This is a genomic window from uncultured Marinococcus sp., from assembly GCF_947493875.1.
Taxonomy (GTDB): domain Bacteria; phylum Bacillota; class Bacilli; order Bacillales; family Marinococcaceae; genus Marinococcus.
The window spans coordinates 105,774-119,050 of sequence record NZ_CANLSU010000002.1; the positions used below are offsets into that span (position 1 = coordinate 105,774).

Here is a 13,277-nt window from a genome sequence, read left to right on the forward strand (position 1 = left end):
GGACCGGGCCCTCACTCAGCGGTCTTTATCAGAAACCTGACTGGCATAGGAAACGGCTTCCTTCGAGCGGATGGCCGCTCCTTTTGCTTTTTCCTTAAGCAGCTGATCTTCCTTCGAGAGATAATAGTCGTCGGCGAAGGAATTCTCCGGTTCTTCGAGTGTAAAGTAGCATATGATAAAGCTTATAAAAGCTCCTCCGGCCAGGATAAAGAAAAACTGACTTGGGGTGACGAACGTATAGAGCGTTAAATAGACACTTGCACCGATGCTTCCATATGCTCCGGTCATACCGGCCACCTGGCCGGTGACCCGTTTTTTTACCATTGGAACCATTGCAAAGGTGGCACCTTCGCCTCCCTGCACAAATAACGAAGTAAGAACTGTCATGAGAACAGCCAGTATGACCGGCCAGCCGGAGTTGATCATGCCCATGCCGCACATGCCAATCACAATACCGAACATATAAACGAGCATTACCTTGCGCCGGCTTCCAAGGCGGTCGGATAGTACACCGCCGAGCGGACGGGCAAGCAGGTTTACAAAGGCAAATGAAGCTGCAATCAGACCGGCTGTAGACGGCGTAAGAGAGAAGGTGAGCTGGAAAAACATAGGGAGCATGGATACAATCGCAAGTTCAGCGCCAAAGTTGGCGAAATAAGTACTGTTCAGAGCCCCGACATTTTTGAAGTTGTATTGATCGTCTTTTGCTATACCTTGTTTAATAATAGGAACGTTTACTTTTATGATCATGTAGATCTGATAAATCAACACGAGCCCTACAGCGATGAAAATACCGTACACAATAGAAGTGGAAATAAAGCCCATATCGAAGACTCTCCAGGCACTAAGAGCCACAGCGCCTCCGACAGGTATAGTCCAAAACATCAGTTGAGCCATATCCTTCCAGGAGCTCACTTCCATGGCGCCGGAGCGTTTCGGCTTAATAAGCGTATGGCCTTCCGGCGTGTCGCGGACGTTTAAGTAAAAAACAATACCATAAATAAAGCAGACAACCCCGGTGAAAGCAACCGCATATCTCCAGCTGTCATCGCCGCCGATAAGAGTGATGGCGAGCCACGGAAGAATGATAGCCCCCGCTGCTGAACCAAAATTGCCCCAGCCGCCGTAGATTCCTTCAGCAAAGCCCACATGCTTGGGTGGAAACCATTCTGCGATCATGCGGATACCGACAACGAAGCTTGCGCCAATACTTCCGAGTACAAGCCGGCTGATGGCAAGCTGCGCCCAGGTGCTGCCGAATGCAAAGATAAATGTAGGCACCGCCATAATAATCAATAGTGTGGAAAAGACGACCCGCGGGCCAAAGCGGTCGAGCAGCGAGCCGATAATGATTCGCGCCGGGATAGTCAGGGCTACGTTCATGATTCCGAGGGCGGCGATATGTTCAGTCGTCAGCCAACCAAGGTCAGCCATCATGGTGGTCGCAAGCGGAGCCATATTGTACCAGGCGAAAAATGAGATGAAGAACGCAAACCAGCAGAAGTGAAGAATTTTAATGCGTTCATCCTGAAAGCGAAAAAGGTCTTTAATAGTCAAAAGGAGAACCTCCTAAGATTAGGTGATTATTTTTGGTTTTTTTCAAAAAACAATTGAAAGTTAACGCGCGTGTACTTATTTCTCAGGAAGTTCGCCGATGCGGCCGAAGAAGTTTTATTTTAAAAGCAAATAAACGGTGTTGTTTTCAATTTTTGTATCATAGGAGATGGTACAGCCTTCATCCGGCCCCTGGGCCTCTCCATCGTTCAGGCTGATTTTCCAGTCGTGAAGCGGACAGAAGACGTGCTCTCCACTGACAATCCCCTGGGAAAGGGGGCCTCCTCTGTGAGGGCATTTATTTTCCAGGGCGAAAATGGTGTCGTCTTTGGTCTTGAAAATGGCTATGGAAGTTTCTTCAATGAGCACTTCTTTAGGAATATCGACCGTAATTTCCTCAACGGTGGCCACTGCTACTTCTTTTTGTTTATCTACGCTATTCATCTCTGTTCCTCCCTCAAATTAAACGAGCTCCACTTTACGCTGTTCAAAAAGCTCCTGCTTTTTCTTTTCGTTATACGTAAGTTCCTTCCACGGGTCTTCACCTTTATGCTCGAGGGACACTTCCATGCGCTCAATTAAGTTTGCCCGTGCCTCTTCATCTTCGAGGACGACTGCTTTTACATGATCAAGGCCGACACGTTCGATCCAGTGAGAGGTGCGCTCGAGGTAGTGGGCGGACTCCCGGTAATATTGGAGAAAAGCGCTGATAGACTCCAGCAGCTCGTCATCGCTGTTCATTTTTCCGAGCAGGTCGCCGCCCCTGAGGTCCACGCCGCCATTTCCGCCGACGTACATTTCCCAGTGACCTTCAAGGCCGACAATTCCAATATCTTTGATGCCGGACTCCGCGCAGTTTCTCGGGCAGGCCGAAACGGCCATTTTCACCTTGTGGGGAGTGTTGAGCCGTTCGTATTTTCGCTCGATGGTCATACCCATCCCGATGGAATCCTGGGTGCCGAAACGGCAGAAGTCTTCACCGACGCATGTTTTTACGGTACGTATACTTTTCCCGTAAGCATGGCCGGAAGGCATGTCGAGTTCGCCCCATATGGACGGGAGGTCTTCTTTTTTGACACCAAGCATGTCAATACGCTGGCCGCCTGTCATTTTAAGCAGCGGCACTTCATACTTTTCTGCGACATCGGCAATTTTCCGGAGCTGCTCTGAATTAGTGACGCCCCCATACATTCTTGGAACAACGGAGTAGGTGCCGTCGTTTTGAATGTTGGCGTGCACACGTTCATTGATAAAACGGGAGGCGTAGTCGTCCTCATACTCTTTTGGTTTCGAGACGCTCAAGTAGTAGTTCAGGGCCGGACGGCACTTGGAGCAGCCTTCAGGCTCCTTCCATCCGAGCACGTTCATCACTTCGCGGGTATGAGTGAGCTGCTTTGTTTTTATTTCTTCAATGACCTGCTCATGGGAGAGGTCGGTACATCCGCACAGCGGCTCCACTTCGGCACCGGCAGCTTCGTCGCCGAGCGTGGCATTCAGCAGGTCGGAAACGAGCGGTTTACAGCCGCCGCAGGAGCGCGAAGCGTTCGTATGCTGTTTAATCTCGTTGACGGAAGTCAGTCCTTTGTCATTAATGGCAGAAACGATATCGCCTTTACAGACTCCGTTGCACCCGCAGACCGTTTCTTCGTCCGCCATGTCTGCGACGGGACTCTCCACCGGTGCATTGCTTTCGGAGGGGAGGATGAGCCCTTTGCCAACGTCGGAGATGTCTTCTTTTTTATTGATCAGATTCAAAAGCTTCGGCGAATCGGAGGTATCTCCGAATAAAACAGCTCCGACAACCTTGTTATCACGGATGTTCACTTTCTTATAAACGCCGTCAAAATCGTCATGAACAAGCACAGATTTTAAATCGTCCGCTTCTCCAAATTCACCTGCTGAAAAGACATCCACCCCTGAAACCTTTAATTTGGTTGAGGTAAGAGAGCCCTGGTAGCCGGTCCCTGCCGGTTCTTTGGATACGAGCCGCTCAGCCAGAATTTTTCCCTGTTCATATAACGGGGCTACGAGGCCGTAAGCGATCCCGTTATGCTCTGCGCATTCGCCAACGGCGTATACATCCGGAGCGCTCGTTTCAAGAAAATCGTTCACGACAATCGCGCGGTTTGTCTCCAGACCGGAGTTTTCTGCAAGACTAATATTCGGACGGATGCCGACAGCGATAACAATGAGATCGGCGTAAAGTGATTCCCCGTCTTTAAAATGAAGGCCCTGCACGCGTTTGCGGCCGAAAATCTGTTCTGTCTGCTTTTCCATATGGAATCGCATGCCCTGGCTTTCAAGCTCACGCTTTAGCATTTTGGAGGCGTTTGGATCAAGCTGGCGTTCCATTAACTGATCCTGAAGGTGAATCACTTCTGTTTCCATATTTAGATTCAGCAGGCCCCGGGCGGCCTCAAGACCCAGCAGTCCGCCGCCAATAACAGCTGCTTTTTCATATTTTTTGGATGCTTCAATCATTGTTTCGGTATCTTTTATATCCCGGAAGGAAATTACTCCTTCTTTGTCAGAGCCGGGGATAGGGGGCATAAAAGGGTTGGATCCGGTAGCGACGATCAGATGGTCATACGTACATACTATCCCCTCGGCACTTTCCACCTGTTTGTTGTTCGTATCAATGTGCGTGACTTCATCGCCTGCATAAAGCGTAATATTATGTTCTTCATACCAGTCATAATCATTTAAAACGATGTCTTCTAATTCGCTGTCTCCCTGAAGAACAGAGGAGAGCAGAATGCGGTTGTAGTTTGGGTATGGCTCTTTGCCGAAAACTGTAATTTCAAAGCGCTCCGGCTCCTGCTTTAAAATTTCTTCAATAGTATACATGCCGGCCATGCCATTGCCGATCAGTACGAGACGTTCTTTACTCATAGATGAATCCTCCTCAAATAATTTAAATAATTCTGATATTTTTCGTCGGTTTAAATGCCGGCTGGTGTTTTCACAGGAAACGAAGTAAGGCTGTTTAACTGTTCCGTCATTTTTTCAGGCGGCAATGAAGGATCTATATAAAAAACATCTGCTTCATTTGAAGGGAAAGCCTCCTTATCAAAAATAATGTACACCGGAGAAATGGTTGTACGCTGTTCACTTATCATCCGGTCGATGCCCGGCTTCAGCCTCTGATAGGAAACATAATCTGGAACAAAAACGGTATCGATGAGTTTTTCGTCAAGAAGCCGGGAAAGAGCGTGTTCGGTGTTTGGTGAAAGGTGTCCGGTATCAACCGGCTGATTCGTATGGCAAATGGCCGCCTGCTCGTTCTGCAGATAATCTGTAAAATTCTGAAGCTCTGGGTGTCCGGCGGTGAAGGCTGCAATACTCCGCCTCGTTTTTCTCTCAGGGTCGAACCACTGTGTTCTGGTGTGCATCTCTGTAACAGCACCGACTACAATAATTGCGGGATTTGCAATCTGTTCTTTGTGAACTGTTTCTTTAAGGCTGGCGAGCGAAGCGGCGGTTGACTGCTGTCTGCCATAGGTGCCCCACTGCACAATAAGCACCGGTTCCCCGGGCGAACGTCCGTGCTGGATCAGCTGTTCCGCGATCCAGCCGGCATGTTTGACCCCCATATAAAAAACGATCGTATCAGAACCAGCAGCAAGACCGCCCCATTGAATGTCGGGCATTCCGTCCTGCTGTTTGCCGTGCCCGGTCACTACGGTATAGGAACGGGAATAGTCCCGATGGGTTAAAGGGACACCTGCATAAGCTGGAGCGGCGCTTCCGGAAGTGACGCCCGGAATGATTTCAAAGCGGATCTGATGCTTTTGAAGCTCTTCGGCTTCTTCTCCGACTCTTCCAAAGACTCCCGGGTCCCCTCCTTTCAAACGGACGACCCGGCTGCCGCGTCTGGCGTGAACCCGAAGCTCATGGTGAATGTCCTGCTGCCGGAGTGTATGCTGGCACGGCTGCTTGCCGCAATAGATAAGTTTCGCATCGGGAGAAGCCTGCAGCAGGAGCCCGGGATGGGCCAGACGATCATAAATGACCACATCTGCCTGTTGTAATTTACGCAGGCCCTTAGATGTGATTAATTCAGGATCACCCGGCCCGGCGCCTACAAATGAAACGATTCCAGTATGATTGCTGCCCATGCTGCACCTCTTTCCTTTTAATATGTACCTGGAGTAGTTATTTTTTTGATTACGAGTTTTATTCTAGGTAAAGCCGGGAGGTAATTCAGCATGTGTGAAAGAAAATATGACGCTCTTTTTTCTTTATTCGTACTTTAAAACTTTGGCATACGTACACAGACGAAAATTTCATAAATAAAAGTGCGAAAAACTCATTATTTTTGTAAGAAAATATAACAACGAGTTCTGCGGCACTGAAAAAAAGGAAAAAACTAACCCTTCGTTAAAAATATGAATCGGAAATATAGGTATTTAGAACTTTTTTTAAGAATAAATCCCTTAAAAAGTTTAAAACGGTGAAGTAAAAGGTAAGTCGAATAAAGAAGATATTCAATTTAATTTAGATGAGAAAGCGAGTGTTAGTCATGATTCGTACAATTTTAATGGTTATTGGAGCTATTGTTGTGATTGGAGCAATTCTCTCCTTAATTTAAGAAGAAATTGCTCAAGCGATTACATTAAAAACCCTCTCCAGCCAGCGAATTCATGACTGTCTGTTTCCAGCTATTCATTGGAAAAGCATGAAGCCTTTGGCCGGATGAGGGTTTTTGCGTATAGATTAAATTTTCACATAAGAAAGGTGAGTTACAATGACCGACGCTAAAGATAAAGTTACGTACGGATTGATGGCCGCCGGCAGTCTTATTGGCGGTGCACTTCCTCTAATAACTAAAGGGACGAAAAATAAACTTCAATCTTCGGAAGAATCTTCCGGGGAAGAAAATACTGATGAAACAGCTGAGAACCAGGAAGCAGGAAAAAAAGCTCCCCGGCTCAAACAGACAGCAAAGAAGCCTGCGATTAAAGTAAAGCAGGCGTCAGACAACGTAAAAGAATCAGAAAAGCAAATGCAGGGGAACCTGAAAAACAAGAAGAAAAGCGCTGAAGATAACGTAAAAAAAGCGGGTGCCCAGGCTAAAGATACCGTTACAGGGAAAGCTAAAGGAGCCGGGCAGGCAGCTGAAGCAAGTAAAGTTGTTTATAAAGGAAACGAAAAGGTAAAAGAAACTAAAAGCAGGATAAACGGAATTAAGAATACTGTTGGCGAAAAAGTAGAAAAAACCGGCATGAAAATACAGAATCAAAAAAATGCCCACAGCAGTGTTAATAAAGCTGAAGAAGAAGCAGAGCAGCCAGCCCGGGAAACGAAGAGCAACGCTCCGAAAAAGGCAAAAAAGGTGTCTAAAAAGACCGCACGCCGTCTTATAGACGCAACAGGTCTTGAACAGAGCGCGGCTTCAGCAGAGCCGGGGGTGGAAAACGCGGAAGAGTCCACGTTAACGCAGGAATTTGAGCGCCGCCCGGAAGCAGAAGCTGCTGCCTATCAATCCGGCAGACAGAACGGAAGTAACATGAACCACAGCCTGAACGATGTAATGGATACCGTGAACGATTTCTTTGAGAGCTATGTAGCCGAGCCCCAGCGGATTACTTCCACAGAAAAGCAGGAGGGCCAATGGCTTGTAGAAATAGAAGCATTAAATAAAGAAGGAAGAAAATCAAAGAAAGAAACGTATCAGGTGCAGGTGGATGATCATTTAGAGGTAGCCTCCTATAAGCGGGTAGACGGAAATAAATAATGCTTCGGTTTGAGGAGACCAAATTATGGCAAAAAAGATTTTACTAACTGAAGGCGGAAAATATGTCGATGGTTCAGAGCCAAAGGTAAGAAAGACGTTCTCCGTGCCGGACGAAGCCTGGAAGAAAACTCACTTTTCTTCATATTCCAAAGCAGAATCATCTGATGACAATTTATCCAGAAAGCAATCAACTGAGGAAGAAAAGAATGCCCAGGATAAAGAATCGTTTTTGGATAAGGTGAAAGACAGCGGTCAAAAAGCAGCCAAATGGGTTTCATTAAAAAAAACGAAGAAATATTTTGATGAAAAAACAGAGAATACGGTTATTGAGCCGGTTAAAGAGACCGCAGAAGAAATTTCTGACTTGAACCCTGTGGAAACAACGAAAAATATGATTCAGGGAAACGCCAAAGAAGAACTCGCAAAAACCGCTGCAAAGGGAATAAAAAATAATCCTCAGGCTGCCAACGCTGTAGCTGCTGCCTATATGGGGAAAAAGTTTTTTAACACTCTGGAAAGCGCCCGTTTGGCAAAGGAACATGCCCAGGAGAAAGTACAGGAAACAAAGCAGGCTTTGGAAGGAAAGGGAGAAGAAGCCCAGGAAAAACTGCAGAAAGCTGTTGAACAGGCTAAAGAAAAAGGCCAGGAAGCCCAGGGAAAACTGGGTGAAGCTACAGGGCAGCTGCAGGAAAACATTCAGGGAGGCTCCAATAAGTCCGGGAAAGGGGGCGGTAAAATCCTTCGGTCGCTGCCCGAAAAAGGTTTGAGCGATCTAAAAGGAATGGAAGATATCAAGGGACCGTCGAACATCAAAAGTTACAGCGAGTCCAGGTTAAGAAGCTATGACGAGGTCAAGGGCGTTGATGATATTAAAGGCATAAGCGAACTGAAAGGCTTATCTGACATCAAGAGCTACAAGGAATCGAAGCTGAAAAGCTACGATGATATCAAAGGTATCAACGCCATTAAAGGAACAGAAAATATTAAGCATTATGATTAAGGAGTGAAAGATTATGGCAACAATTGAAAAAAGTACAGATTCTTCCAGCTTGGCAGAGGTTATTGACCGTATACTAGATAAAGGTATTGTTATCGACCTGTACGCTCGTATTTCTGTTGTAGGAATTGAACTGATTACAATTGAAGCACGTATCGTTATTGCAAGTGTTGATACTTGGCTCCGTTACGCTGAAGCAGTCGGACTGCTCCGCGACGATGTCCAGGGCGAAATCGATGAAGATGCAGACTCTAATGAGCGTGCCGGGCAGTTAAACTTTGCTTAAATTTCTCTAATCCCGTCATGCGTATGACTGCATGGCGGGATATATTTCTATTGTAAGAAGAAAGCGGGGAGCACTATGAAAGAAGTCATGGAATCACTGAACGATTTTTTTGAAGAAAATTTAAAGCCTCCGTTTCGCATTACTTCGGTTTCGGAAGAAGAGTACGGCTGGTTTGCAGAAGTGGAAGTAATCGAAGAAGATGAGTATATGCAAAAGTACGGACATGATCAGCTTCTGGGCGTTTATGAAGTGAAGCTGAACAACAATCAGCAGGTAGGATCGTTTGAACGTGTTAACCTTAGACCGAGAAGTGCCCACGTTGAAACGGCAGAGAGGAGATAGGTACTGATGGCGGCCAAACAATCTACGGCAAAAACAGAAGAAAAAACAGAAGAGAGTCAGGGGCAGGAGTCGAAAGAACAAATTAAACGCCCGGCCAAATCAGACTCTTCAAACACGTCTTCACAAAAGTCCTCCGGGCAAAATGAAAAAGCGGACGACAAAGCGTCGTTTGCACCTATTGAAAGTGATATGTTCGAAACCATCCGTTCGTTTTTCGAAGAAACGATGAACTCACCTGTACGCGTTACAGCTATTATGGATGCCGGAGACAGCTGGAAAATTGAAGTAGAACTAGTAGAAGAGAAGGAATACACGCAAAAATACGGAAGAGACCAGTTGATTGGGATTTATGAAGCTACGATGAACAAGGATCAAAAAATAACTTCCTATCAAAGGATGAACACTCGCCCGAGAAGTACTCCTTTTGAGAAAAAAGAGAGGTAAAAAAATATGGCTACTACTAACGAAAGAAAGCAGCAGACTCAGAAAAAGTCATCCAACACATCAGGGAGCTCCCGGACAAACCAGCAAAAAAACAGCTCTCAGAACAACAGAGGACAGTCAAAAAAGATCAATACACCTGCTAACACGAAATCAAAACAAACGACCTCTGAAGACCAGCAGCAGTCCAAGCAGCAAAAGATCAGCACTATTAATAAAATCGTAGAGACTGATGAGATGCAGTCGATTCTGGAGCGTTCCGAGAAGTATTTAACCTCCGGGTACCCTGTACACTTTACAGGCGCAGCCGGAGTAGGCAAAACTACCCTTTCCTTTCAGCTTGCACGCCGGTTTAACCAGCCTGTTACGCTGTTAAACGGGAATGAAAGCCTTTCGAACACGGATCTTCTCGGCGGAAGAATCGGCTATACTAGTGACAAATTAATTGATAATTACGTCCGGAAGGTATATAAGCGCGAAGACCATATTACGGAACGGTGGAGCACCGGTCGTCTGCTCGAAGCGGTAAAAAATGGCCATACGCTTATTTACGATGAATTCACCCGTTCGCTGCCGTCTACAAATAATTTGTTTCTTTCCGTTCTTGAAGAGGGCATACTGCCGCTTTACGGCACACAGCGAAATGAAAGCTTTATTACCGTACACCCGAATTTTAAAGCAATTTTCACAAGCAATCCGGAAGAATATGCCGGTGTGCATAAATCCCAGGACGCCCTTCTTGATAGAATGATTACAATTCCGGTGGAGGACCCTAATAAGGAAGCCCAGGTTTCTATCCTGACTGAAAGAGCTTCCATTAGTGAAAAAGAAGCCGAAACCGTTATTAAAGCACTGGACTGGGCGAAATCTACGAGCAGGGAAAATGATACGCATGTGCCAAGCTTCCGTCTCGCTGTTATGACTGCGATGTTAAGCTCGGAGCATGATGTTAAAATAGATGTAAAAAACGACGATTTTCAACAGCTGTTTTTTGATGTGATGGGACATTATTTCCTGGAAAATATTCAGGGAGAAGATGTCAGCGAAGCACAAAAAAGAATGAAGGAAGAGTTGAAAAAGGTCTAGGAGGCAAGTAACCGTGGGAATTTATATGTTTGGGGTTATTGAAACTACTGAAAAGCCAACCTTCGGCAGCGTGGAACTTGAGGGCAAAGAACGAAAAATCTATACCCTCCAGCGCGGACAGGAGGCGATGGTGGTAGCGGAAGCTCCGATGCAGATTTATGATCCAACGAGGAAAAACCTGCGGGCTCATCAAGATACAGTGGCCAGAGTAATGGAAGAATACGATGTCATTCCGATGAGTTTTGGGAACGTCCTTGAGGACCAAAAAGAAGTCTTTGCTTTAATGGAAAAGCTGAAGGATCAATTTGACGAAATTTTTCCGAAGATCCGCGGCAAAATGGAAGTGGGGCTTAAAATCATCGGAAAAAAAGAATGGCTGAATGAACAAATCCGTCAGGAGCCGGGGATGGAAGACCTGCGCAAAAAAACGGATACGAAAGGTAAAAACGCCAGCTATTACGAGCGGATGCAGCTCGGGGAATCGGCTCAGAAATTCATGATAAGGCTGCACGAGCGCTTTGAAGAAGAAGTCTTCCAGCCGCTCGCACAGATTGCCAACGCAGCTAAAAGCAACGAAGTGATCAACGAGCGGATGCTGTTGAATGCCGCTTTTCTAATAGATAAAGAAAATGAAGAAGATTTTGATGCAAAAGTAAACGAGATCTTTAATGAATGGAACGAACACGCTGATTTCAAGTATACGGGTCCGTGGCCGGCATACAACTTTATTGACCTGAAAATAAAAGCGGGGAACAGCGTATGATTCATAAATTATTTACCTGGCCGCTTGATACGGTCGTCTGGGCGGGTAAAAAAGTAAAGGAAGAGGCGGATAAAGAATATTTTGATGTCCGCCAGATTCAAAAAAAACTCGCCAATCTGCAGATCATGTATGAAATGGAAGAGATTTCTGAAGAGGCCTTCACTGAGCAGGAGGAAGAGCTGCTGCAGCGGTATCGCAGAGCGAAGCAGATTGAACAGGAAGAATTACGGGAAGAGTTAGAGGAAAAGGATTAAAGGAGTGAACCGGCAGTGCAGACAAATTCGGGCGCACCGGCTCTTTTGTATTTGTATGCCTTGATCCCCACGAGTGAATATGAGGAAGCTCCTATGGAGCCGATGGAAGGCATGGAGCCGGACAATAATATCAGCTTTATCGAACATGGCAGTATCACTGCAGTAGTTACTCATGTTCCAGAGGAAGAATTTTCCCAGGAAAAACTGCAGAAGAATGTAGAAAAAATGGAATGGCTGCAGGCTAAAGCCTTTCACCATCATGAAACGATGAACCAGCTGCATGATCGCTATACCACGATTCCGTTAAAATTCGGCACGATTTTTGAACAGGAAGCAAACCTTGCGGAAATGATTGAAAAGTACCACGAGAGTGTAACGGCCCAGCTTTCTTATTTGAAGGGCAAAGAAGAATGGAACGTCAAAACTTACGCTGATCAGCAGTTGTTCACTGAAGCCGTCGTCCAGAACAGCGAAGAAATTCAGGCGAAAGAGGCAGAGCTTGAAGCGATGCCGGCTGGCCGGCGCTTTTTTGAAAAAAAGAAAATGGATCAGTTTATTGAAGCGCAGGCAGACGAGCAGATTGAGAGGCACTGTCAATCGTTTCATGATGAGTTAACTGCCTGGAGTGAAGGCACGGAAATAAAAAAGAATTGGGAGAAACGCGTCACAGACCGGGAAAAAGAAATGGCATGGAACGCAGTATACCTGATTCACTCGAAAGACCGGGAAGCGTTTATTCAATTAATTGAACAGCGCCAGGAAAAAGAAGAAGCAGAAGAGACCGGGATGGAGTTAGAGTGTACAGGCCCGTGGCCGGCATTTCATTTTTCAGGCCTGACAGACAGGAGGGAGCAAAATGCCCCAGGACACTCTTAAAAACCGGGAAGTTTCCCTGCTCGACGTCTTGGACTCCGTGCTGGATAAAGGGGTCGTGCTTCAGGGTGATTTAACGATATCCATTGCTGGGATTGACCTTGTTTATTTGGATTTACGCGTACTAATCGCTTCTGTAGAAACCCTGCGACAGTCGGAATTGAAGACGCAGAAAGAGTTTGTTTCTAATTCTTCAGAAACTTCCCAAGTCGAATAAAGGAGACTGAAAACAGATGGAAAATAATAACCCGCAAGTAACAGAAGCCCAGCAGCCGACCGGGCGCATATCACTGGATCCGGACAAAGCAGAAGAAGGACTCACACAGCTGGTGATGACGGTGGTGGAGCTGCTGCGTGAGCTGGTGGAACGCCAGGCGATGCGAAGAGTCGAAGGCGGCGATTTAACAGAGGAACAAGTCGAGCAGCTTGGTGTAGCGCTCATGCAGCTGGAAGACAAGATGGAAGAAATGAAGGAAATCTTTGGCCTTACGACAGAAGATTTGAACATTGACCTTGGACCTTTAGGGAACTTGCTGTAAGCTTCAAAATAGGCTTGAAAGAAGGGAATATATTATGGCTGAACAACCTGTACAGCGCTCAGCACCTGATCACCTGGAGAGACCGTCCGGCGGTCTTGTTGATATTCTGGAAACAGTACTGGATAAAGGTGTCGTTATTGCAGGGGACATTAAAGTAAATATTGCAGACGTGGAACTGCTGACTATCAAAATCCGTCTGGTCGTTGCCTCGGTGGATAAAGCAAAAGAAATGGGCATCGACTGGTGGGAAACAGACCCGCATTATTCTTCCAATGCTAAAAGGCTTGAAGAAGAAAATCAGCGTCTGCTTGAGCGCGTAGAGCAGCTCGAAGATAACCAGCAGGCGGAAAGCGAAGAGCAGCAGGCGGACACACAGAATAAAAACAAAGCCGAAAAGTGAGGTGA

At 46.3% G+C, this 13,277-nt stretch carries 16 protein-coding genes; 12 read left to right on the plus strand and 4 right to left on the minus strand.

The genetic code is table 11. From position 1 onward, the window contains the following. Positions 1-15 precede the first annotated feature (15 nt). From Q0757_RS03315 to cobA, 4 genes are all read right to left on the minus strand, one after another. Positions 16-1,557, minus strand: a complete 1,542-nt coding sequence (locus Q0757_RS03315) for an MFS transporter (protein WP_298784735.1) — start codon at positions 1,555-1,557, stop codon at positions 16-18. 114 nt (positions 1,558-1,671) lie between these two features. Further along, on the minus strand, positions 1,672-1,998 hold the full coding sequence (nirD, locus tag Q0757_RS03320; protein ID WP_298784739.1) for a nitrite reductase small subunit NirD: 327 nt from the start codon (positions 1,996-1,998) through the stop codon (positions 1,672-1,674). 18 nt (positions 1,999-2,016) lie between these two features. Continuing rightward, positions 2,017-4,446 (minus strand): nitrite reductase large subunit NirB, encoded by a 2,430-nt coding sequence (gene nirB, locus Q0757_RS03325; RefSeq protein WP_298784740.1) that lies wholly within the window; start codon positions 4,444-4,446, stop codon positions 2,017-2,019. A gap of 50 nt (positions 4,447-4,496) precedes the next feature. After that, on the minus strand, positions 4,497-5,672 hold the full coding sequence (gene cobA / locus Q0757_RS03330; RefSeq protein WP_298784742.1) for a uroporphyrinogen-III C-methyltransferase: 1,176 nt from the start codon (positions 5,670-5,672) through the stop codon (positions 4,497-4,499). Between the two features lie 629 nt (positions 5,673-6,301). On the opposite strand from cobA, the gene Q0757_RS03335 reads away from it, so the two are divergent. The 12 genes from Q0757_RS03335 to gvpJ are packed head-to-tail and all read left to right on the plus strand — an operon-like array spanning position 6,302 to position 13,272. Next, positions 6,302-7,291 carry a hypothetical protein gene (locus tag Q0757_RS03335; RefSeq protein ID WP_298784743.1) on the plus strand — a complete coding sequence of 330 codons (990 nt, stop codon included), beginning with the start codon at positions 6,302-6,304 and terminating at the stop codon, positions 7,289-7,291. Positions 7,292-7,316: 25 nt separating this feature from the next. Beyond that, positions 7,317-8,291: a hypothetical protein gene (locus Q0757_RS03340; protein WP_298784745.1), complete on the plus strand. Its 975-nt coding sequence runs from the start codon at positions 7,317-7,319 to the stop codon at positions 8,289-8,291. 13 nt (positions 8,292-8,304) lie between these two features. Then, positions 8,305-8,574 (plus strand): gas vesicle structural protein GvpA, encoded by a 270-nt coding sequence (gvpA, locus tag Q0757_RS03345; protein WP_022794406.1) that lies wholly within the window; start codon positions 8,305-8,307, stop codon positions 8,572-8,574. Between the two features lie 39 nt (positions 8,575-8,613). Then, complete coding sequence (gvpO, locus tag Q0757_RS03350; RefSeq protein WP_298785380.1) at positions 8,614-8,916, plus strand: gas vesicle protein GvpO; 303 nt, start codon at positions 8,614-8,616, stop codon at positions 8,914-8,916. A 6-nt stretch (positions 8,917-8,922) separates the two neighbouring features. After that, entirely contained in the window at positions 8,923-9,360 is a 438-nt protein-coding gene (gvpO, locus tag Q0757_RS03355; RefSeq protein ID WP_298784748.1) for a gas vesicle protein GvpO, read from the plus strand. Positions 9,361-9,366: 6 nt separating this feature from the next. After that, complete coding sequence (gvpN, locus tag Q0757_RS03360; protein ID WP_298784750.1) at positions 9,367-10,443, plus strand: gas vesicle protein GvpN; 1,077 nt, start codon at positions 9,367-9,369, stop codon at positions 10,441-10,443. Between the two features lie 13 nt (positions 10,444-10,456). Continuing rightward, positions 10,457-11,206: a GvpL/GvpF family gas vesicle protein gene (locus Q0757_RS03365; RefSeq protein WP_298784753.1), complete on the plus strand. Its 750-nt coding sequence runs from the start codon at positions 10,457-10,459 to the stop codon at positions 11,204-11,206. Further along, the gene (locus Q0757_RS03370; RefSeq protein WP_022794401.1) at positions 11,203-11,460 is read left to right on the plus strand and encodes a gas vesicle protein GvpG; all 258 of its coding nucleotides are present in this window, start codon (positions 11,203-11,205) and stop codon (positions 11,458-11,460) included. The genes Q0757_RS03365 and Q0757_RS03370 overlap by 4 nt, the downstream gene beginning before the upstream one ends. Positions 11,461-11,475: 15 nt before the next feature. Then, positions 11,476-12,336 carry a GvpL/GvpF family gas vesicle protein gene (locus tag Q0757_RS03375; protein WP_298784757.1) on the plus strand — a complete coding sequence of 287 codons (861 nt, stop codon included), beginning with the start codon at positions 11,476-11,478 and terminating at the stop codon, positions 12,334-12,336. Then, the gene (locus tag Q0757_RS03380) at positions 12,317-12,550 is read left to right on the plus strand and encodes a gas vesicle protein (RefSeq protein WP_298784759.1); all 234 of its coding nucleotides are present in this window, start codon (positions 12,317-12,319) and stop codon (positions 12,548-12,550) included. Before Q0757_RS03375 ends, Q0757_RS03380 begins: the two co-directional genes overlap by 20 nt. 16 nt (positions 12,551-12,566) lie before the next feature. After that, positions 12,567-12,872, plus strand: a complete 306-nt coding sequence (locus tag Q0757_RS03385) for a gas vesicle protein K (protein ID WP_079475237.1) — start codon at positions 12,567-12,569, stop codon at positions 12,870-12,872. Between the two features lie 34 nt (positions 12,873-12,906). Further along, the gene (gvpJ, locus tag Q0757_RS03390) at positions 12,907-13,272 is read left to right on the plus strand and encodes a gas vesicle protein (protein WP_298784764.1); all 366 of its coding nucleotides are present in this window, start codon (positions 12,907-12,909) and stop codon (positions 13,270-13,272) included. Positions 13,273-13,277 lie beyond the last annotated feature (5 nt).